Here is a 19,526-nt window from a genome sequence, read left to right as displayed (position 1 = left end):
GACTTCATGCGAGCCAACGAGGCGCGCAATCTCGATTGATTTTCGCCGTCAAGGTTGGTACATGAGTACATGTGTACCAAATGGAGGTGGCGATGGCTGGCATGGTCGTGGAACGGGTGCAGACGGGCATTCGGATCGAGAAGCGCATTCTGAAGGTGCTGAAGGCGCTGGCCGAGCATGGCGACATCACGCTGGGCGATCTCGTCGAGGGCATCGTGCTGCATGCCTTCGAGGGGAAGACGCCGTTTTCTCCGGCGACGCTGGAGGTGATCGCCCAGCTCAAGGCCATCTACGGCCTCGATCTCGACGCAGGCGCCAGCCACAAGCTGACTGAGCGCGGCGAGGGGGAGGGCGGCCGTGACTGACGCAACGCTCCATCTTCGGCGGGGCGGCTTTCCCTTCGTGCTCGCCACCGCCTTTCTCGACGCGGCCGGCTTCGGTATGGTGCTGCCGGTCCTGCCGGCGCTGATCGCCTCGCTCACCGGCGACGGCATGGGCGCGGCGGCTGTCGAGGGTGGCCGGCTGACCTTCGTCTACGCCGCCATGCTGTTCCTGGTCTCGCCGCTGATCGGCGGCCTCTCCGACCGCTTCGGCCGGCGGCCGCTGCTGATCCTCGCCGTCGCCAGCTTCGCGCTCGACAACCTGATCTGCGCGCTGGCGCCGTCGCTCGCCTGGCTCTATCTCGGCCGCGTCATGTCGGGCATCTCCGGTAGCACCGGGCCGGTGATCGGCGCCTATGTCGCCGACACCACCGCGCCCGACGATCGCGCCGCCCGATTTGGCCGGGTCGGCATGGCCTTCGGCGCCGGCTTCATGCTGGGGCCGGCGCTGGGCGGCCTTGTCGGCGAATGGTCGCCGCGCGCGCCCTTCCTGGTCGCCGCGCTGCTGGCGCTCGTCAATGCGGGTCTCGGCTGGGTCTTCCTGAAAGAAAGCCTGCCGGTCGAACGGCGGCGTCCGCTGGATTTCGCCAAGGCCAACCCGTTCGGTGCGCTGCGGTTCGTTACCGGCGCCACCGGTATCGGCCTGTTGATCGTCGTGCTGGTGCTGATGCAGGTGGCCCACGACTCGCTGCCGGCCGTCTGGACCTTCTCGCTGAAGGAACGCTTCGGTTGGGGCGAGCGGGAGATCGGCTTGACGCTGACGCTGGTCGGCGTGGTGATGACGGCGGTGACCGGCTTCGTCGTCGGCCCCACGGTGAAGCGCTTCGGCGAGCATGGCGCGGCGATGGTCGGGCTGGCCGTGGCCGGCGTCGGCTTCCTGGGTTTCGCCTTCGCGACCTCGGGTGCGACGATCACGCCGTTCATCGCCGGCTTCGCCTTCATCGGCCTCGTCGGCCCGTCGCTCACGGCGATGATGAGCCGGCGCGTTTCCGCCGACCGACAGGGCGAGCTGCAAGGGGCGATCGGAGCGATCAAGGGCATCACCATGGCGCTGGCGCCGATCCCGATGACCGAGCTGTTCGGCTACTTCACCTCCGACGCTGCGCCCGTCCGCTTCGCCGGTGCGCCGTTCCTGCTGTCGGCGGTACTGATGGGGATCGCGCTGGTGGTGGTCGGGATGGATCGAGGTGCGGTGCAGCGGTGATTATATCATAAAAACAAATACATAAATCTGTCATCCCCGCGAAGGCGGGGACCTCAGGCAGGATAAGGCTCTTGGTCAACATAGCGCTCCCGGAACCGAAAGGTGCTCTATACCAACCTCTCACCCTTTCGGCCTGAGGTCTCCGCCTTCGCTGGGATGACAGAACTACATTAGGCCGTAGACTCACAAACGCGCAGCCACAGTCGCATTGAAGCCAGTTGGACCATGGCGAGGAAGTTTTCAGCCAGCTTGTCATAACGGGTGGCGACGCGGCGGAAGTGCTTCAGCTTGGAGAAGAAGCGCTCGATCAGGTTCCGCTCACGATAGAGCCAGGTGCTGAAGTACGGTTTCGACCTCCGGTTGGCCTTGGGCGGGATATTGCGAACGATCTCTTCTCACGAAGAGCCGCTCGGATGCGATCAGCATCATAGGCCTTGTCTGCCAGCGCGATCGTTCCAGCGCCGACATGAGCGAGCAACTTGTCAGCGGTCTGGCCGTCATGGGTTTGTCCTGCGGTCAGGCTCAGCCGGATTGGGAGTCCTTGCGCAGCGACGACCGCGTGGATTTTGGTCGTAAGGCCGCCTCGGGAGCGACCGAGACAATGATCTCGATCCCCCTTTTGTCGTCGCGGCCTGTTGGTGAGCGCGAACGGAGGTGCTGTCGATCATCTGGATGTCGCCATCGTAGGCGACAGTGATGGCATCCGTCATCCGGTCCCAGATACCGGCTCTCCGCCGCCGGACGAAGCGGTAGTCGCAGGTAGTGTGCGGGCCGTAGCGTTCAGGTAGATCACGCCACGGCGCACCAGAACGCAGCCCCCAGAAAATTCCATTGAGAACGCGCCGATCATCGACGAGCGGAACGCCTCGCGGCTTGTTGGGTAGGAGCGGCTCGATCATGCGCCACTCGAAGTCGGTCAGGTCGTATTGGCTCATGCAAAGTCTGAATCAGCAAACGGCCGAAATGGAAAGTGCAGATGGCAGAGAACTGCACTTTTCTGCTATGCTTGGAGCATGACCCTTTACCCAAAGATACAACTCTCCCGCCTACGTGAAATCGGGTGGAAGCTCTGGGATCCTATCGGACTGGCGCATAACGGGAGTTCGCCCGATGAGGGGTGCGCGGACGAATACGATCGTTACCTGCTCCACGCTGTCAGCATGATCTCCCGCGGCGGCTCAAAGGATGAAGCTGCCGTCTACCTCACCGGCATAGCGTCCGAGCACATGGGGCTGTCTGTTGTGGATGCCAACGCGGCAACGGCAACGGCCCAAGCGATAGCCAACTATCTTATATCTTTGCCGGATGGACCCAAGACCGTCCGCTGAACACGTTTATGAGTTCACGGCCTAGATGAAACAAAGATATAGGCCGTGTTGGCCAGTCGATACGCGCCCAAACAAAAACCGGCCCTTTCGGGCCGGCTCGTTGTCAGCTTGTCGCTCGCCTCACGCCCGCTCGGGCACCGGAGCCTCGCCCTTCTTCTCGCGGATCAGGTTGACGAAGCGCTTGAAGAGATAGTGGCTGTCCTGCGGGCCGGGCGAGGCTTCGGGGTGGTACTGGACCGAGAAGGCCGGCTTGTCCTTCACGCGCAGACCGCAGTTGGAGCCGTCGAACAGCGACACGTGGGTTTGCTCGACATTGTCCGGCAGGCTGTCGGGATCGACGGCGAAGCCATGGTTCATCGAGGTGATCTCGACTTTGCCGGTGGTGTAGTCCTTCACCGGATGGTTGGCGCCGTGGTGGCCCTGGTGCATCTTCATCGTCTTGCCGCCGAGGGCGAGGCCCATCATCTGGTGGCCGAGGCAGATGCCGAAGGTGGGGACGCCCGACTCGATCACCGCCTTGATGGTGGGGACCGCATAGTCGCCGGTGGCGGCCGGGTCGCCGGGGCCGTTCGACAGGAACACGCCGTCCGGCTGGTGGGCGAACACTTCATCGGCCGTGGCGGTGGCCGGCAGCACGACGACCTCGCAGCCCTCGTCGACGAGGAGGCGCAGGATGTTGCGCTTGATGCCGAAGTCGAGGGCGACGACCTTGTACTTCTTGTCGGTCTGCTTGCCGTAGCCCTTGTTCCAGGCCCAGCTCGCCTCGGTCCAGTCGTAGCTCTGCGGGTTGGTCACCTCGATGGCAAGGTCGAGGCCTTCGAGGCCGGTCCAGGCCTTGGCCTTGGCCTTCAGCGCGTCGAGGTCGAACTTGCCGTCGGGCGCGTGGGCGATCACGGCGTTGGGCATGCCCTTGTCGCGGATCAGGGCGGTGAGGGCGCGGGTGTCGACGCCGGTGATGCCGATGATGCCGCGGGCCGTCAGCCAAGCGTCGAAGCCCTTGAGAGAGCGGTAGTTGGAGGGGTCGGTCACCTCGTCGCGCAGCACGACGCCGCGCACGCCGCTTTCGGCGGCCATGTTGACGGTCTCGATGTCCTCGTCGTTGACGCCGACATTGCCGATGTGCGGGAAAGTGAAGGTGACGATCTGCCCGGCGTAGGAGGGGTCGGTGAGGATCTCCTCGTAGCCGGTCATCGCCGTGTTGAAGCAGACCTCGGCCACCGCTTCGCCTCGTGCGCCGATGCCGAAGCCCTCGATGACGGTGCCGTCGGCGAGCACCAGAACGGCGGTGGGCGTGGGTTCCTGCCAGGCGGCGGTGGTCATGGCGGACGCTCCTTTGGGCTGAAAAGGCATCACGAATGGCGCGATGGCGCACCAAAAGGCCGGCGCGGCGGACCGCCCGGCAGATCTGAGGCTACATAGGCGAGCCCGCCGATGGCGTCAATGACGACGACTGTCATTCGCCGGTGGCGATCACCGGTTTTCGGATGAGGCGGTGTAGGACGAGGCCGGCGATCATCACGGCGAAGATGGCGATCGGGTAGAGGCAGGCCGCTCGTCCGGCAGAGGTGAAGGCCTCGCCTGCCGTGGCGCCGTCGGCCAGGGCGACGAGGCGGGCGTTCTGGAAGACAAGGTCGACCATAGCGAAGCCGAGGGCGGCGCCCACCTGCTGGAAGGCCTGCTGCGCGCCGGCCGCGGCGCCGTGGTCGGCCGGCGGAGAGGCCGCCATCACTGCCCGGAACAGCGCGTTGACCAGAGTGCCCATGCCGAGGCCACTGAGGTAATGCGCCGCCGCGAAGGGGAGCGGCGTCGGCTCGGCGGCGGCGAACAGGGCGCGGATCGCCAGCATGCCCGAGGCGAACAGCAGGGCGCCCAGAGCAAGCTGGCGGTCGATCGGCTGGCCCTTGAGGCGGCCGATGACGAGCGAGGCGGTGAGCACCCCGGCCGGGAATGCGGCGAGGACGAGGCCGGTCCGGTCGGGAGCAAGACCGACGCCGGCCTGCAGGGCGGTGGACATGGCCGCGAAGATGCCGGGGCTGGTGGTGAAGACGACGGCCGTGAGCGCCACCGCCCCGACAACCAGCGGCTGACTGATCAGCGAGGCCGGCAGGATCTGTGGCTTGCCAAGGGTGGCGGCGCGGCCGAGATGGCGGCGGAGCGTGACGGCGACCGGTAGGGCGGCGGCGATCGGCAGGGCGATCCAGACCGGCCAGCCGGCGAGGCGGCCGACGGCGAGCGGCACCACCACCAGCAAGATGGCGAGCGAGAACAGGAAAGTGCCCAGGCCGTCGAAGCCGGCGCGGCTTCTTTCGGTGTTGGGCAGGGCGAGGAAGCCGCCTGCGACAATCAGGAGTCCGGCCACGCCCTCGTAGAGGAAGATCAGCCGCCAACCGAACCCGCCGGGATCGAGCGCCAGCACCGCACCGCCGAGAAGCGGACTGAGGATGGAGCCGCAGGCGGTGGTGGCAATGAACAGGCCGATGCCGCTCACTCGCCCCTCGGACGGTCCGAGCCGGGCGGCCAGCGCCATGGCCTGCGGCAACAGGGCGGCGGCGGCGAGCCCGGCCATGAGGCGGCTTGCCAGCAGGACGGCTATCGACGGCGCCAGCGCCATCGTCAGGCTGGCGACGACCCAGGCCGCAGAGCCGGAGATCAAAACTTTCCGGCGCCCCACGAGGTCGCCGAGCCGGCCGAAGGGCAAGAGCCCCAGGGCGAAGGCCAGCGAGAAGGCGAGCGGCACCAGCGCCAGCGTTGCGGCATCCGGCAGAAGATCTCGGCCGATGGCCGGCAGCGAGATGATCAGGAGCGAGATGTCCATGATGGTGGTGGCGGCGGCAAACAGCACGAGGGCGAGCGCCAGACGCGGGTGGCGGAGCCTGGACGACGGGGCAATGGACATGTGGGCCTCCATGCAGCGGTTATTTGAAACTTGATAAGTTACGAAACGGGGACGAGTCAATGTCTCATGTAACTTCCGACGTTTCGTGATAGCGTGGCGCCGATCTGACAGGAGACGAGGATGAGACACGACGGCCGTCTGTCGCGCATGCTGCACGTGCTGCTCCACATGGAGGAGCAGAAGCGTCCGATGACCTCGGATGAGATCGCCGGCATGCTCGGCACCAACCCGGCGCTGGTGCGGCGCACGCTGGCCGGGCTGCGCGAGGGCGGCTATGTCGTCTCCGAACGCGGGCATGGCGGCGGCTGGATGCTGGGCAAGCCGCTCTCAGAGATGACCTTGCGCGACGTCTACGACGCGGTGGGGGCGCCGGAAATCTTCGCGCTGGGCCTTGCCGACGACCAGCCGCAATGCCTCGTCGAGCAGGCTGTCAACATGGCGCTGCGCCAGAGCCTGGACGAGGCGAAGGCGCTGCTGCTCCGGCGCTTCGCCGAGATCCGCGTGTCCGACCTGCGCGACGATTTCGCCGCCCGCGCCGCCGCGCTGGGGATCATCCCGGGGATGAGCTGCGCCGACGCCTGACGCGGGCGCCTGTGAGGCCCCGATCGTTTCCGCCGTTTTGTCATCGGCAGCCGAGTTGACGAACCATCGCGTCCGCTGCCGGCTGGTTGAGGCAGCCGCCCAGTTGGACTAGTTTCGTCGACACGAGCTCTTCCAGCCCGCCATGCGCCGCAGCCCCCGTTGCTGTGCCTCCGGAGCGATGTGAGGCGTTAGAACAATGAGATATCGGGGGCTGGACCTCAATCTTCTGGTGGCGCTCGACGCGATGCTGAGGACGCAAAGCGTCTCGCGCGCTGCCAGCGCCGTCAACATCACCCAACCGGCGATGAGTTCGGCGCTTGCGCGGCTCAGGCAGTATTTCGACGATCCCCTGCTGATCAGCAGGAATGGCAGTTCGGTTCTGTCGCCGCTCGCCCAGACGCTGGCTGCGCCGGTCTCGGACATGCTCCGGACCATCGATCGCACCATCATCACCCAGCCGGCCTTCGATCCTGCCTTGGCCGACCGGGCCTTCACTCTTCTGGCGGCCGATACGGTGGTCGCGGGGCTTCTGGCCAAACCGCTCCAGCATGTTTCGCAACTGGCCCCGCGTCTCCGACTGGAAATCACCACGCTGCGCGGCGAGATTTCGGAACGGCTGGACGCCGGACAGGTCGATCTGATCGTCGCCCCCGACGCCCACTGCGCGCCGAACCATCCGAAAGAGCTGCTCGCCGAGGAGGACCACTGCGTCGTCGCCTGCGGCAAGAGCTTCGAAGCGGATACGCTGACGCTGGAACAATACGCCCAGGCCGACCACGTGGAAGTCTTCGTCGGGCCGGCCCAGAAGCCCTATCTGCCGGACCACCTGTTTGCCGCCCACGGCATCCAGCGCCGGATAACGGTCAGGCTGGACAACTTTTCCCTCGTTCCGTTCTTCCTGACCGGAACGAAACGCCTGGCGACCTTTCCCGGCATGACCGCCGAGCTCTATCAATCCATCGCCGATCTTAAGCTGTTCGATCCGCCCTTCGAAATCCCCAGGGTGCAACTGATGATGCAATGGCATTCGCGGGCGAACAACGACCCCGGCCTTTCCTGGCTGCGCGACAGCATCAAGCAGGGGCTGAGCGCGTCGCACCGGCAGTATAAATCCCGCTTATACCGGCTCGCGCTGGAAACGATTTGAGCGGCTGTCTCTCGGGCTGCTAGCTCTCGCCGACATGTGAGAGCAACTGCCGGGAACCCCAAGAGACATGTGTAAGCTGCACGCCCCGAACCTGACGCGCCGCCGCGCCCTGACCGCGATGGGCGCCACCCTGTTCACCCCCTTCATCGCCAGCAGCCTGTCGGGATCGGCCTTTGCCGCCGACAACGGCTCGGCGGCAGAGCCGGGCGGCGAAATCCTCATCCGTGGCGGCTATGTGCTTCCGGTCGAGCCGGGCATGAAGGACCTGGTCAAGGGCGACGTTCACATCAGGAACGGCGTCATCTTGGATGTTGCCGAGCGGCTCGACGCCCCGAACGCCGAGGTCATCGATGCCTCGAACATGATCGTGATGCCGGGCTTCGTCGATACCCACTGGCACATGTGGAACAGCCTCTGGCGGGGTATCGCGGACGACGCGACCGACTATTTCCATCGCCACGAGCTGTTGCCGTTTTACAGCGTCGACGACCATCGCACGGCGGTCCAGTATGCCGCGCTCGAAGGCATCAACGCCGGCATCACCACCTGCCACAACTGGGCGCATGGGCTGCGGGACTACGACGATGCGCAGGCTGAGCTGGAGGCGCTGGCCGAGACGGGCATTCGTGCCAAGTTCAGCTACGCGGGCGTTATCGGAGGCGCTCCGACCCCGGCCGCCGATCTCCGGCGTACGCAGGACTGGATCGCCGCCAACGGCCATGGACGGCTCGGTCTGGGTATGGAGCTGGAAGGGGCCGGCGAGCATTTCGCCGCGCAGGTGAAGGTGGCGCGCGAGCTGGGCTTGCGGCCGATCACCGACCACGGCAGCTTCCTGGCCTTCCCCGATCTCATCGGCCCGGAGTTCATCTTCACCCACGGAGCCGGCATCGCGCCCGAGGCCGTTGCGCTGATTGCCCAGAAGAAGATCGGCGTCGCCCTGTGCCCCAGCACCGATCCGATGATCGGCAATGGCCTGCCGCCGGTTCATGCCCTGCTCTCGGGCGGTGTCGCGCTCGACAACATCAGCTTCAGCGTCGACGTGACCTCCCAGGCGCCCGCCGATCCGTTCGCCAGCCTGCGCACGCTGGTCAACTCCGGCCGCATCCAGCAGGCCGAAGCGAACAAGCTGACCGGCAACATGATGGGGATCGTGGGCGCCGGTCTCAAATGGATCTTCGGCTATCGGGACGCGATCCGCGCCGGAACCCTGAGCGGGGCGCATGTGCTCGGCCTCGACGATCAGGTGGGATCTCTCAAGCCTGGCAAGCGTGCCGACGTCATCCTCGTCCGCACCGACGCGCCGAACATGCTACCGGCGGCCAACACCAACCCGGCCTATCAGCTCGTCCAGCACGGCGAACCGGCGAATGTGGATACCGTCATCATCGACGGCATCATCCGCAAGCGTGCGGGCAAGCTGACGGGCTTCGACGTGGCGGCGGTCATCGAGAGAGCCGCTCAGGCCCAGACGGATATCCGCAAGCGCGCCAATATGCCGATGCTCGACACCGCCCTGTGAAAGGCTCTCCGTCCGGACCGTTCTTGCCGCGCGGCGCCGAACTCGGCGCCGCCGGTCAGCGGGGTGGGGCGGGTCTCTCGTTTTCCGGCCGACAAGCTGGCAGACTGCGGCGACCGATGCGATTCCGCGTCGGACGAACAGGAGTTTATCGCGATGCCCGCAATCACTTCCGGCTCCTGTCAGTGTGGCGCCGTCCAGTTTCAGGTCTCGGGTGAGTTCGAGGCCTTCTTTCTTTGCCACTGCCAACGCTGCCGGAAGGACACGGGGTCCGCGCATGCGGCCAACCTGTTCTCGGCGACGGCGAAGCTGAACTGGGTTTCCGGCCGCGAGAGCATCCGGAGCTACCGGGTTCCGGAGAGCCGCCACGAGAAGAGCTTTTGCGTGACCTGCGGTTCGGCCGTTCCCACCGTTTCGGCGGAGGGGAGCTTGCTGGTGGTGCCTGCCGGGAGTCTCGATAGCACCATCGACATCCGCCCCAATGCCCATATCTGCTGCTCAAGCCGGGCGGAATGGGACGAGGGGCTGGAAACCATCCCGAAGCTGGATGGTCTTCCGGGGTAGTTCGCCGAGATCCGAAGGACCCCGGCGGGTTTCACCTTGGCGCCTAAAAGCTCAGTTGCCCTTCAGGAGCGGCCCGACGGTCTCGACCTTGTTGGTCCAGACGTAGCCGTCGAAGCCCCAGGGGACGGCGGCGGCCAGTTCCGGCGTGTCGATGCCGGTCGAGAAACCGCCGCCATCATAGGGGCCGAGCAGGATCACCGTGGTGCCGGCGTCGCGCATGCGCTTCAGGAAGCGGTGTGGCCAGCCCCAGACGTACGGGGCGTAGTCGATCGGCAGGGCGACCATGGTGTCGCGGCAGCCTTTCGGCACGATGCCGGTCCAGCCATAGGCCTCGTAGGGCAGGAGACAGGACTTGAGCATCGTCCGGTCGAAGCCCTTGAGGCCGGGCATGGCCTTGAGCGCGGCCTGCGTCGGCTCGGTGCCGCCATAGACGCCGAAGGTGGCGGCGCGGGCCGTCGGGTCGGCCTTGAGCAGGGCGGCCAGCGTTTCGCCTTCCTCGACGCGCCGGCTCTTGAAGTTGACGAGGAAGGACCCGTCCGGGAAGGCGCTGTAGACGTCCTCGAGGCGGGGCATCAGGCCGACGCCCTTGCCGCGCAAGGGGAAGGTCTTGCCGCCGTCGGCGGTATAGCCATAGCCGACGTCCAGCGTCTTGAGCGTCGTCCAGGGCGTTTCCTCCGTGACGCCGTGGCCTTCGGTGCGGCAGTCGATCGTCCAGTCGTGCAGTACGGCGAATACCTTGTCCGGCGTCAGGTGGACGTCGAGCTCCACCACGTCGGCGCCGGCCGCGAAGGCAGCACGCATGGAGGGGATGGTGTTCTCCATGAACGCGTGGCTGGGCGGGTCGATGCGGGCCGCCGTGCAGGTTTCCGCGTCGAGGCCGACGCGCGAATAGGTCTGGTGGACGCCACGATGGGCGATGATGCGCGGCGTGTCGGAGCGTGACGGCGCGGCCAGCCAGGAGGCGTTGAGGAGGTAGACGGCGCCGGCGACGAGGACGACGCCAGCCAGGATTTTCTTTCCGCGCATGTAGCTCTCCCTTCCTGCCCCGACGGATGGATAGAGGCCAAATGCGGCGTTATCCGGCCGGCAAAGGGGCAGGAATGGCGCTTTCTACTCCGATTCCCGCTCTATCCAGACCGGCCGTATCTCGATGGTCGCAGCCTTCGCCATCGGGTGCCGGCGCGCAAGCTCCAGGGCTTCGTCCCTGTCGTGGCATTCGACCAGCTCGAAGGCGCACATCTGCTCGACCGCGTCTGAAAACGGGCCGTTGACGATTTGCTCCTTGCCGCCGCGGATCCGGATGGTCTGCGCCGTGTCGGCCGGTTGCAGGGGCTTGCCGGCGATGCGCTTGCCGCGCGCCGTGGTGTCCTCGATCCAGCCGAAGATGTCGCCGACGAGGCGCTCGGTGGGCTGGAAATCGGCGTCGTGGCTGATGATGAGAAGATACTGCAAGGTCATCTCCAATCTTGAAAAAGATGGGGTTGCAAGCGTTCCAGGACTTGAGGGTTCGCAGCGCTCAGGGGGTATCGTCGGCGTCCAGCCATCTCAGCGAGCCGGGCGTCGTCAGGATGGCGCCGGTCTCAAGCAGGGTCTTGAGGCCGGAGAGAACCATCGGCCATCCGCCGTAGAGCTGGGGGCTTGCTCCATGCGGGAGGTCGTCGTGCGTCAACACCAGACGGCACGTGTCTTCGATCTTCTCGATGTCGATGACGACGCGAGAAGGGCCGTATTTCTCGACCTCCTCGCTCCAGTGGGCGGAGTAGGTCGTCACGAGGCGCCAGGGCGGATCGGCCTCGACGATGGTTCCGGAGAAGACGAGCCGCCCCTGTCCGGTCGCGGTATACCGGGAGCCGGGGCGATAGTCCGAAACCACCTTGAGGCCGAACTGGTATTTCCGTCTCATTTCCGGGTCGGTCAGGGCTTGCCAAAGGTCCTGGGGCGACGCGTGGATGTAGCTTTCGTAGACGACGCTCATCATCTTGCCCTCGGTGTAGTCCCGAAGGCCAAGGGTCTCGCCCGCTTGCTCGACGATGTATTTCTGCATCCATCGCGCATACATCTCGCGAACGGGCGCAGCGTTGAGGAAGTGGAGCTTCTCGCGCCCCACTTTGCGAACGACGATGATGCCGGCGTCTTCAAGCAGCTTGAGGTGTTTGGCCACCCCGAACCGCGACATGCAGAATTTCGACTCCAGTGAACTGAGGCTTTGCCCGTCCTCGACGTTGAGGGCGTCGAGCAAGGCGCGGCGCGTGGGGTCGGAGAGTGCCCTGAACAGCTCGTCCATGGCCCGACAATATGAGACCATATGGTCTCATGTCAAGAGCTGTCAGCGCAGGATGCCGTCGAGCAGCGGCAGACCGATGACCACGGCGAGCGCGATCAGGCTGAGGCAGATACGGCGGAAGACGATCTCGGAGGCGACGCCGAACAGGCGCGTGCCGGTCCACAGGCCGATGGCGTAGGCCGGCGCCGTCATCAGGCAGAGCGGTACCAGCGCCGAGACGAACAGGCCGCCGATCAGGAAGTTGATCATGGTCAGTGCCGTCGATACCTCGAAGTAGAGGACGATGTTGGCTCGGACCATGTGGGGCGGAATGGCGCCGCCGAGCCAGTAGGCGATCACCGGCGGTCCGCCCACCTGGCTCGCGCCGGAAAACAGGCCGGACAGCAGGCCGACGCCAACGGTGAGCGGTGGTTTCGGCCGGCCATGGTAGCGCCAGCCCGACAGCAACAGCGCCAGAAGCGCGGCGCAGACGGCGATGATCGCCCAGCGGATCGTCAGCGGCTCGAGGTGGGTGAGGAGATAGACGCCGGTGGGCACGCCGACCAGCGCGCCGATCGCCATGGTCGCCACCTCGCGCCGGTCGGCGCGGCGGAAGGCGCCGGGCACCAGGCCGAGGGTGGTGATGGCGTCGATGATCAGGATCACCGGCGCGGCAAGGCGCGGCCCGATCAGGGCGCTGGCCACCGGCATGAAGATCAGCGCGGCGCCAAACCCGGAAAAACCGCGGGCGAGGCCGGCGATGAAGACGGTGGCGATAAGCAGTGTCAGCGAGGTGGGAGTGAGATCGGCGGGAAGCGACATGGACGGCGACTCGGCATAACGGCGGCGCCGGGCCGGCGTCACCTTTCTCCTAGCGCGTCAGATGCCGCCCGTAAACAGGGAGTCTATCTTGATGGGGAATAATGTGCTGCGAAGATGTTGCCGATATTTTGCCTTCTTTTGCCACCACGGGCGAATTTGTGCTGGAAGACGTCGGCGTGTATGGCTCGCCGCTTATTGGCCGGGAATGGCCTTGGCCAGGAAGTCGATGATGCCGGCGGCCACCTCGTCGTGAATGGCCTCGCGGCTTCGGCTGTCGCCATCCTTGCAGACGATGCCTTCCCCCGGCATTTCCGCTTCCAACAGGTCGACGGCGCCCGGCTTGCAGAGCTGCATGAAGCTGAAATGCAGCGCGTCGGGGATCTCGATCTCGGTGGTGGTCGCCTTCGGCAGGTTCTCGGCGAGATAGCCCGACTCTAGCTTTGCCGGCAGGTCGCCGATGTCGATGCCGGCGCCATAGATCAGGGCCGGAACGCGGACGGCGGCGAGACTGTCCGGGGTGAAGCCACGGGCCAGCCCGAGATCGAGCGAGACGATGGCGCCAATCCGGGGGTCGCTCATGCCGGTCTCGAAGGCGGCGGCGTTGGCCGGGGTTATGCCGAGCTCGGCGGCGAGGCCGCAGGTGCGCGGGTTGGGGTGGAGCTTGCAGTCCTCGGCGAAGCGGCTGGGGCTGAAGCGCCCGCCGGCGAGGGCGGCTACCGTCCATCCGCCAAGGGAATGGCCGATGGCGGCGATGCGGTGGGGCGCGATGGCGCCGGCCAGTTCGGGATCGCCGATCACGGCGTCGATCACCCGGCTGAGGTCGCGGGGGCGTTCCCAAAGCTTGGCAGCCTCCGCCGGGGACTTGTCGAAGGTGGTCGTGCCCGGATGATCGGGCGCCGCGACGACATAGCCTTCATGGGCAAGTTTGTCCGCCAGCCAGTTGAGGTTCCGCCAGCTGCCGCCGTAGCCATGCGACAGCACGACGAGCGGGAGCGTCTCGCCGTCGGGCTTGGCGTCCTTGATGGCGGCGATGCCGTGGAAGACCACGTTCGCACCCACCTCGACGGTCGGGGCGCTGTCGTCGGTCGGGTACCAGAGGCTGACGTGGAGCGTCCGCGCGCCGCTTGTGTCGGGCACGGTCGTTTCCCGGAAGCCGACGGTTTCAGTGGCTTCTGCGCCGGTGAGCGAAAGGGCGGTCAGCAGCAGCGCGGCGGCAATGAGCTTCGGCATGGTGGTCTCCGGCAAGCGTTGAGAACCGTTCTTACCGGAGGCCGATGTCAAAACCGACTCCAAATGTCGCCGCCTACTCTCCCGCCGTTTCCGGAAAGGGCTCGGCGGCGATTGCGGCCGGCTTCGCTGCCGGGCCGGGAATGGTGATGAAGATCAGGCAGGCGACGACCAGGGCCACGCCAATCCAGCCCATGGCCGGAAGTCGTTCTCCGACGACGATCACGGCCAGTGCGGCGGCGACGACGGGTTCGAGCAGGGTGATGGTCGTCGCCATGCTGGCCTGAACGCGCGCAAGGCCGTAGCCAAAGCAGACGTAGCCGAGGAACATCGGCACCGCGGCCATGTAGATGCCGACCAGGGCGTTGTTCCACGACCACAGGAAGGGCGCGCCGGTGGCCGCGAGAACCGGCATCAGCAGCAGGCCGCCGCCGCCGAAGATCGCGCCCATGGCGGCGAGCGAGGGCACGCCCCTTTGCATCAGCTTGCGGGCCGACCAGGAGTAGGTGGCGTAGGTCAGCCCGGCGAAAAGACCGAGCGCGACGCCGAGCGTCGGCGCGGCGGCGCCGGGCATGGCGTGGCCGGAGGTTCTGGCGGCGCCGATCAGGGCCATGCCGACGAGCCCCAGCCCGGCGCCGGCCAGCCAGCGGCGAGACAGGCTCGATCCGTCGACCCGCCGCTCGATGAGCGCGGCGAACAGCGGCGCCGACCCGATCGAGATCACGGTGCCGATGGTGACGCCGGCCATGCGCATGGAGGCGTAGAAGGTCAGCGGGTAGACCGCCACCGTCGCCGCGCCGAGGGCGAGGAACCGCCACTGCGACCGAAGGCGCGACCGGTTGCCGAAGACGCTGGGCGCGGCGATCAATGCTTGCAGAAGGCCGCCGATGCCCATGGCGGCGGCGCCGATCGCCATGGCGCCGACCTCGGGGGCGAAGGTGGCGGCCGTGCCGGTTGTGCCCCACAGGATGGACGAGACGACGATGGCGAGGGCGCCGAGAAGGTGGGATCGGCCGGCGGTCACAGGGCGGTCACCAGGCTCTCGGCCATCATCCGCGCGTCCTTCAGGCAGCGACTGTTGCCTTCAAGGCCGGCCCGGGCCATGGCGCCCTCCAGCAGGTAGGAGAGCTGGGCGGCGGTCCGCTCGATCCTGTCGTTGTCGCCCGTGACGATCTCTCGGAGGTGGCCGGCCAGGATCGCCTCCACCTCTTCCTTGTGGCGGCGCACGGCGGCCCGCCCGGCGTGTCCGGCCGGCAGCTCGGAAGCGGCGTTGAGAAGGCCGCAGCCGCGAAAGCCGTTCTCGTAGGCGAATTCGGCGTGGTCCTCGTAGGCCTCGAACACCGCCAGGATCCTGGCGACGGGCGTTTCGGCCGCCGTGAGCCGGCGGGCGTAAAGGCCGAGCCACTCGTCGTGGCGGGCCGACAGGTAGGCGGCGATCAGGTCGGCCTTGGAGGCGAAGTTGTTGTAGAGGCTCTGCTTGGCGACGCCGGCCCGGTCGGTGATGGCGTCGATGCCGGTGGCCGATACGCCATCGCGATAGAAGAGCGAGGCCGCCGCCTGCATCAGGCGATCCCTCGCGGTCAGCTTCCCGGCAGTAGCCATGTCCCGAACCTCGCTGGCGCTTCCCGCAACCCGGACGGAAGGCGACAGCCGACCGCTTCGAGTTTTGCTAGGTAGGACGGTCTACCTATTTTGGAACGAGCCGTCAATCGGAAGGGCTTGGTTGGGGACGGCGTGGCGGGGGGGGAGCAGGGCGGCGTTGAAGCGCCGGCCCCGCCCCATTTCGGTCACAGCGCCTTTTCGATCGCCTCGACGATGATGTCGGCGTCGGGGCTGGTGTCGGGCGAGAAACGGTCGATCACCTTGCCGTCGCGGCCGATCAGGAACTTCTCGAAGTTCCAGAGGACTTCCGGCGCTTCGGTGGGCGTGATGCCGTAGCCGACGAGCTGGCTGCGGAAATCGGCGCCGGGAAGCGAGCGAGCCACGGGCTTCTCGGCGATCAGCGTCTTGTAGAGCGGGTGCTTGTTCGGGCCGGTGACGGCGATCTTGGAAAACATCGGGAAGTCGACGCCGAAGGTGGTCGAGCAAAAGGTGGCGATTTCCTCGTTGGTTCCCGGCTCCTGTTCCTTGAAGTCGTTGGCCGGGAAGCCCAGCACCTCGAAGCCGCGATCCTTGTAGCGCTGGTAGAGCTTGACCAGCACTTCATACTGCGGCGTCAGACCGCATTTGGAGGCGGTGTTGACGACGAGCAGCACCTTGCCGAGCCAGGGCTTCAGCGTGGTGGGCTCGCCATTGAGCGTTTCGAGCGGCGTGTCGAACAGGGTGGTGGTCATTTGCACTATCCTTGGCGGTTCAGAAGGGCCTTGGCGGTTCAGAAGGGTTTGACGGTCATCAGGCCGTAGATGGCGATCAGCGTGACGATCTGGACGATCAGCGCGGTGGCGAGCTTGCCGCTGGCGGCGACGGCCAGCGCCTTGCGGCCCTGTACACCGGCAACGCCGTGCAGCGCGACGGCGACGAGGCCGAGCCAGGGAAAGACGAAGGTCAGCCAGCCGCCCATCCAGACGATGACGAGACCGGTGACGCCGGAGAGGCCCGTGGTGGCCATGGCGGCAATATAGGTCGGCTTCCAGAGGCGCGGCGCGGCCTGCCCGCGCAGCGTCGGAATGAGGGCGAGAAGCGCCCAGATGACGGTGGCAAGGCAGCCGAGCATGGCAAAGCCGCGATGGGCTTCGTAAAATGCAGTGTACATCGGTGCTCCCGAACGATGCTTGCGAGCGAACCCTTCGGATTCGCCGCGCTCCGATAGTGGTATTATCTGTTCAGGATGACGCCGTCTGCGCAAGATGCCGTGAAAAGGCTGGAATCGGATATGCTCGGCGGCGGGGTTACTTCTGCCGCACCAGAAGGACCGACAGCTGGAAGCCCTGGCTGTGCATGTCCGCGTAACCGGTGGTGAAGTCGAAGAAGTAGAACATGCCGGGAATGGCCTCCGTCGAGGTCCAGACGGTCGCCCCTTCGCCGAAGTCGGATGCGGCGATATCGGGAAAGGCGCCGTCGATCTTGGGGCCGTCGCAGGTGTCCCGCAACAGCGTCTCCAGTTCGGGTCCGGTCGGAACGCGCCAGCCGTTTCCCTGTTGCTTGGCATGATCATGGGCTTCGCCGAGGGACATGGCGTAGGGCTCCCCGGCGCAGCGGTTGGCGCCGGCATCCCATTGCATGCCCACGGCGCATCGCTTCCAGACGAGGCCGCGCCCGGTATCGGTCGCCAGCTCGCCGTCGAGCACGAGATCGGAGCGGCTTGCCTCGACGCAGGCTGCTTGCGCCTGTGGCGGCAGGAGGGCGCAGAGGGCGAGGAGTGCTTGTGTTGCCCGCATGTCGGTACTCTTTTCGACTGTGACCCGGAGGGATGGGGACCATAGGCAAGTTTGTGCTGAAAATGCGGCCCGCCCCGTCGCGGCTGTGCGTCGGCCCTCGTCGCGCTTTCCATTGCTCGCTTGCTCGGACTATATGTCGGCCATGCGCTTTGAACCCTCCCTTCTCGACCAGATCCGGGCCCGGCTGCCGATCAGCCAGGTGGTGGGGCGGCGCGTCACCTATGACAAGCGCAAGAGCCAGCCGGCGCGCGGCGATTTCTGGGCCTGCTGCCCGTTTCACAAGGAAAAGACGTCGTCCTTCCACTGCGACGACCGGCGCGGCATCTACCACTGCTTTGGCTGCGGGGCGACGGGCGATCACTTCAAGTTCCTGACCGAGACCGAGGGGCTGACCTTCCCCGAAGCCGTCGAACGGCTGGCCGAGGAAGCCGGCGTGCCGCTGCCGAAGGCCGATCCGCGCGACCGCGAGCGCGAGGCGGTGCGCGTCGACCTTGCCGGCGCCTGCGAGATCGCCGCCAAGTTCTTCGAGCAGAAGCTGCGCTCGCCCGAGGGAAAGCCGGCCCGCGACTACATGCTGAGGCGCGGCATTCTGGAGAAGACCTCCATCGAGTTCCGTTTCGGCTATGCGCCCGACGAGCGCGACGGCCTGAAGCGCCACCTGATCCAGAACGGCGTCAAGGAGGAGACGGGGGTAACCGCCGGCCTTCTCATCAAGCCCGAGGACGGCCGACCCTCCTACGACCGCTTCCGTGGCCGGCTGATGATCCCCATCCATGACGAACGCGGCCGCGTCGTCGCCTTCGGCGGCCGCACGCTCGATCCGGAGGGACAGCCCAAGTATCTCAACTCGCCGGAGACGCCGCTCTTCCACAAGGGGACGATGCTGTTCAACGTCCACCGGGCGCGCGAGGCGGCGCACAAGTCGGGGACGATCATCGTCACCGAAGGCTACATGGACGCGATCTCGGTCTATCAGGCCGGCATCCGCAACGTCACCGCCGCCCTGGGCACCGCCTTCACCGAGGACCACATCGCCCGTCTGTGGCGGTTCGCCGCCGAGCCGGTGATCTGCTTTGATGGCGACAAGGCCGGCGTGTCGGCCGCTCACCGAGCCATCGACCGCATCCTGCCGGCGCTCCGCAGCGGCTACTCCTTCAACTTCTGCTTCCTGCCCGGCGGCCAGGATCCCGACGACATCGTGCGCTCCGGCGGCGCCGACGCCTTCCTTGCCGAAGTGGCCAAGGCGCGGCCCTTGTCGGAAGTGCTGTGGGACCGCGAGGCGGCCGACGCCCGTGTCGACACGCCCGAGCGCAAGGCGGCCCTCGAAGCGCGCATCGACGAACTGGTCCGGCAGATCAAGGACGAGCGGGTGGCGCGCCGCTATCGCCTGGCCCTGCGCGTCAACATGTCCGAACTGTTCTGGACCCACGACCGGAAGGGGCGTGGCGAGGGACGCGGAGAGTACAGGGGCGAAGGGCGCGGCGAGGGCAGGGGCGAGTTCCGGGGTGGCGAGCGGCGCGAAAAGCAGGGTCTTGCCGTCGAAGCCGAGCTCAAGCAACCGAACGAGCCGGATCTCGCCAACATCGAGCGGGTGCTGCTCGGCCTCGCCGTCGAGTATCCCGATCTTTATGAAGCCAACATGGAGCGGCTGGCGCGGCTGGACTTCCACGTCGCGGCGCTGGAGGACTTCAAGCGGGCGCTCTACCGCATCGCCGTCGATTTCGACGCCGACTCCGTCAGCGACTTCTATGAGGGGCTCGATGCCCGCTTCTATTTCGTGCTCAACGAGGTCCATGGCGACGAGATGAAACGCGAGGATGGCGTCAGCATCGGCCGAGGCCACAAGCTGCGCGAGCGCCTGCCGATCCTGCGCTTCCATCCGCCGGAGAGCTTCGTCGAAACCTGCCTGGACCTTCTGGTCGAGCGCCTGTCGCTCCGGACGCTGGCCGCCGACATCGAACGCGACATGAAGCAGGTGACGGCCGACACCGACGAGAGTTTCGCCGCCTACATCTACGAGCTGACGCGCGACCTCAACCGCCGCCGCGAGGAACTGTTCCGCCGCGAGCAGGAGTTGGCCGAGGAAGCCAAGGCCATCCGCGACGCCACCACCGGCGGCGGCTCGTCGCAATCGGCCCTTTGGAAGTGACCGAAACTGTACTGGGGCGGGCATCACTGGCTTTCGTCTGATCCGAAAAGTCTGCAACTTTTCGGGCGAAT

Annotated in this window: 19 protein-coding genes and 1 pseudogene; 7 read left to right on the top strand and 13 right to left on the bottom strand. The window is 66.3% G+C overall.

Translation table 11 applies throughout. From position 1 onward, the window contains the following. The first annotated feature begins 92 nt into the window (after nucleotides 1-92). Both M4J40_RS08200 and M4J40_RS08195 read left to right on the top strand, forming a co-directional pair. Entirely contained in the window at nucleotides 93-365 is a 273-nt protein-coding gene (locus M4J40_RS08200; protein ID WP_251753562.1) for a hypothetical protein, read from the top strand. Then, nucleotides 358-1,584 (top strand): TCR/Tet family MFS transporter, encoded by a 1,227-nt coding sequence (locus M4J40_RS08195; RefSeq protein ID WP_251753561.1) that lies wholly within the window; start codon nucleotides 358-360, stop codon nucleotides 1,582-1,584. The genes M4J40_RS08200 and M4J40_RS08195 overlap by 8 nt, the downstream gene beginning before the upstream one ends. A 170-nt stretch (nucleotides 1,585-1,754) precedes the next feature. Here the strand turns inward: M4J40_RS08195 and M4J40_RS08190 are convergent. The 3 genes and pseudogenes from M4J40_RS08190 to M4J40_RS08180 all read right to left on the bottom strand — a co-directional run bounded on the left by M4J40_RS08190 (nucleotide 1,755) and on the right by M4J40_RS08180 (nucleotide 5,808). After that, nucleotides 1,755-2,519, bottom strand: a pseudogene (locus M4J40_RS08190) (IS5 family transposase). 513 nt (nucleotides 2,520-3,032) lie between these two features. Further along, the gene (gene carA / locus M4J40_RS08185) at nucleotides 3,033-4,232 is read right to left on the bottom strand and encodes a glutamine-hydrolyzing carbamoyl-phosphate synthase small subunit (RefSeq protein WP_251753560.1); all 1,200 of its coding nucleotides are present in this window, start codon (nucleotides 4,230-4,232) and stop codon (nucleotides 3,033-3,035) included. Between the two features lie 133 nt (nucleotides 4,233-4,365). Continuing rightward, complete coding sequence (locus M4J40_RS08180; protein WP_251753558.1) at nucleotides 4,366-5,808, bottom strand: MFS transporter; 1,443 nt, start codon at nucleotides 5,806-5,808, stop codon at nucleotides 4,366-4,368. Between the two features lie 120 nt (nucleotides 5,809-5,928). Here M4J40_RS08180 and M4J40_RS08175 point away from each other — a divergent pair, with 120 nt between their 5' ends. The 4 genes from M4J40_RS08175 (at nucleotide 5,929) to M4J40_RS08160 (ending at nucleotide 9,617) form a co-directional block, all read left to right on the top strand. Continuing rightward, nucleotides 5,929-6,390: an Rrf2 family transcriptional regulator gene (locus M4J40_RS08175; protein WP_251753556.1), complete on the top strand. Its 462-nt coding sequence runs from the start codon at nucleotides 5,929-5,931 to the stop codon at nucleotides 6,388-6,390. Between the two features lie 196 nt (nucleotides 6,391-6,586). Further along, on the top strand, nucleotides 6,587-7,537 hold the full coding sequence (locus M4J40_RS08170) for a LysR family transcriptional regulator (protein WP_251753554.1): 951 nt from the start codon (nucleotides 6,587-6,589) through the stop codon (nucleotides 7,535-7,537). 67 nt (nucleotides 7,538-7,604) lie between these two features. After that, a complete protein-coding gene (locus tag M4J40_RS08165) occupies nucleotides 7,605-9,056 on the top strand; it encodes an amidohydrolase family protein (RefSeq protein WP_251753552.1) in 1,452 nt (483 codons plus the stop codon). Between the two features lie 153 nt (nucleotides 9,057-9,209). Further along, nucleotides 9,210-9,617: a GFA family protein gene (locus M4J40_RS08160; protein WP_251753550.1), complete on the top strand. Its 408-nt coding sequence runs from the start codon at nucleotides 9,210-9,212 to the stop codon at nucleotides 9,615-9,617. 51 nt (nucleotides 9,618-9,668) lie between these two features. Here M4J40_RS08160 and M4J40_RS08155 read toward each other — a convergent pair whose 3' ends face one another. The 10 genes from M4J40_RS08155 to M4J40_RS08110 form a co-directional block, all read right to left on the bottom strand. Further along, nucleotides 9,669-10,643, bottom strand: a complete 975-nt coding sequence (locus tag M4J40_RS08155; protein WP_251753548.1) for a glycerophosphodiester phosphodiesterase family protein — start codon at nucleotides 10,641-10,643, stop codon at nucleotides 9,669-9,671. 84 nt (nucleotides 10,644-10,727) lie between these two features. After that, complete coding sequence (locus M4J40_RS08150; protein ID WP_251753546.1) at nucleotides 10,728-11,069, bottom strand: YciI family protein; 342 nt, start codon at nucleotides 11,067-11,069, stop codon at nucleotides 10,728-10,730. A 64-nt stretch (nucleotides 11,070-11,133) separates the two neighbouring features. Continuing rightward, on the bottom strand, nucleotides 11,134-11,922 hold the full coding sequence (locus tag M4J40_RS08145) for an SRPBCC domain-containing protein (protein WP_251753544.1): 789 nt from the start codon (nucleotides 11,920-11,922) through the stop codon (nucleotides 11,134-11,136). 21 nt (nucleotides 11,923-11,943) lie between these two features. Continuing rightward, complete coding sequence (locus M4J40_RS08140; RefSeq protein ID WP_251753542.1) at nucleotides 11,944-12,702, bottom strand: sulfite exporter TauE/SafE family protein; 759 nt, start codon at nucleotides 12,700-12,702, stop codon at nucleotides 11,944-11,946. Nucleotides 12,703-12,894: 192 nt separating this feature from the next. Beyond that, nucleotides 12,895-13,932 (bottom strand): alpha/beta fold hydrolase, encoded by a 1,038-nt coding sequence (locus M4J40_RS08135; protein ID WP_251753541.1) that lies wholly within the window; start codon nucleotides 13,930-13,932, stop codon nucleotides 12,895-12,897. A 73-nt stretch (nucleotides 13,933-14,005) separates the two neighbouring features. Then, nucleotides 14,006-14,953 carry a DMT family transporter gene (locus M4J40_RS08130; RefSeq protein WP_251753539.1) on the bottom strand — a complete coding sequence of 316 codons (948 nt, stop codon included), beginning with the start codon at nucleotides 14,951-14,953 and terminating at the stop codon, nucleotides 14,006-14,008. Then, nucleotides 14,950-15,531, bottom strand: a complete 582-nt coding sequence (locus M4J40_RS08125; RefSeq protein WP_251753538.1) for a TetR/AcrR family transcriptional regulator — start codon at nucleotides 15,529-15,531, stop codon at nucleotides 14,950-14,952. Before M4J40_RS08125 ends, M4J40_RS08130 begins: the two co-directional genes overlap by 4 nt. Nucleotides 15,532-15,716: 185 nt before the next feature. Then, nucleotides 15,717-16,262, bottom strand: coding sequence for a glutathione peroxidase (locus M4J40_RS08120; protein WP_251753536.1), 546 nt, complete (start codon nucleotides 16,260-16,262; stop codon nucleotides 15,717-15,719). 38 nt (nucleotides 16,263-16,300) lie between these two features. Next, entirely contained in the window at nucleotides 16,301-16,681 is a 381-nt protein-coding gene (locus tag M4J40_RS08115; RefSeq protein WP_251753534.1) for a hypothetical protein, read from the bottom strand. A 136-nt stretch (nucleotides 16,682-16,817) separates the two neighbouring features. Continuing rightward, nucleotides 16,818-17,306 carry a DUF1566 domain-containing protein gene (locus tag M4J40_RS08110; RefSeq protein WP_251753532.1) on the bottom strand — a complete coding sequence of 163 codons (489 nt, stop codon included), beginning with the start codon at nucleotides 17,304-17,306 and terminating at the stop codon, nucleotides 16,818-16,820. A gap of 142 nt (nucleotides 17,307-17,448) precedes the next feature. Here M4J40_RS08110 and dnaG point away from each other — a divergent pair, with 142 nt between their 5' ends. Beyond that, nucleotides 17,449-19,455, top strand: a complete 2,007-nt coding sequence (gene dnaG, locus M4J40_RS08105) for a DNA primase (protein WP_251753531.1) — start codon at nucleotides 17,449-17,451, stop codon at nucleotides 19,453-19,455. Nucleotides 19,456-19,526 lie beyond the last annotated feature (71 nt).

The organism is Pleomorphomonas sp. JP5 (assembly GCF_023721815.1).
Lineage (GTDB): Bacteria > Pseudomonadota > Alphaproteobacteria > Rhizobiales > Pleomorphomonadaceae > Pleomorphomonas.
The sequence above is the reverse complement of the archived record's forward strand: the minus strand, read 5'-3'. Positions and strand labels throughout refer to the sequence as shown.

Bases quoted from the DNA above. Each gene is read 5' to 3' on its own strand.
- M4J40_RS08120 (WP_251753536.1), bottom strand. From the start codon at position 16,262: ATGACCACCACCCTGTTCGACACGCCGCTCGAAACGCTCAATGGCGAG.
- M4J40_RS08110 (WP_251753532.1), bottom strand. From the start codon at position 17,306: ATGCGGGCAACACAAGCACTCCTCGCCCTCTGCGCCCTCCTGCCGCCA.
- M4J40_RS08115 (WP_251753534.1), bottom strand. From the start codon at position 16,681: ATGTACACTGCATTTTACGAAGCCCATCGCGGCTTTGCCATGCTCGGC.
- M4J40_RS08175 (WP_251753556.1), top strand. From the start codon at position 5,929: ATGAGACACGACGGCCGTCTGTCGCGCATGCTGCACGTGCTGCTCCAC.
- dnaG (WP_251753531.1), top strand. From the start codon at position 17,449: ATGCGCTTTGAACCCTCCCTTCTCGACCAGATCCGGGCCCGGCTGCCG.
- M4J40_RS08155 (WP_251753548.1), bottom strand. From the start codon at position 10,643: ATGCGCGGAAAGAAAATCCTGGCTGGCGTCGTCCTCGTCGCCGGCGCC.
- M4J40_RS08180 (WP_251753558.1), bottom strand. From the start codon at position 5,808: ATGTCCATTGCCCCGTCGTCCAGGCTCCGCCACCCGCGTCTGGCGCTC.
- M4J40_RS08125 (WP_251753538.1), bottom strand. From the start codon at position 15,531: ATGGCTACTGCCGGGAAGCTGACCGCGAGGGATCGCCTGATGCAGGCG.
- carA (WP_251753560.1), bottom strand. From the start codon at position 4,232: ATGACCACCGCCGCCTGGCAGGAACCCACGCCCACCGCCGTTCTGGTG.
- M4J40_RS08160 (WP_251753550.1), top strand. From the start codon at position 9,210: ATGCCCGCAATCACTTCCGGCTCCTGTCAGTGTGGCGCCGTCCAGTTT.
- M4J40_RS08140 (WP_251753542.1), bottom strand. From the start codon at position 12,702: ATGTCGCTTCCCGCCGATCTCACTCCCACCTCGCTGACACTGCTTATC.
- M4J40_RS08145 (WP_251753544.1), bottom strand. From the start codon at position 11,922: ATGGTCTCATATTGTCGGGCCATGGACGAGCTGTTCAGGGCACTCTCC.
- M4J40_RS08170 (WP_251753554.1), top strand. From the start codon at position 6,587: ATGAGATATCGGGGGCTGGACCTCAATCTTCTGGTGGCGCTCGACGCG.
- M4J40_RS08200 (WP_251753562.1), top strand. From the start codon at position 93: ATGGCTGGCATGGTCGTGGAACGGGTGCAGACGGGCATTCGGATCGAG.
- M4J40_RS08165 (WP_251753552.1), top strand. From the start codon at position 7,605: ATGTGTAAGCTGCACGCCCCGAACCTGACGCGCCGCCGCGCCCTGACC.
- M4J40_RS08135 (WP_251753541.1), bottom strand. From the start codon at position 13,932: ATGCCGAAGCTCATTGCCGCCGCGCTGCTGCTGACCGCCCTTTCGCTC.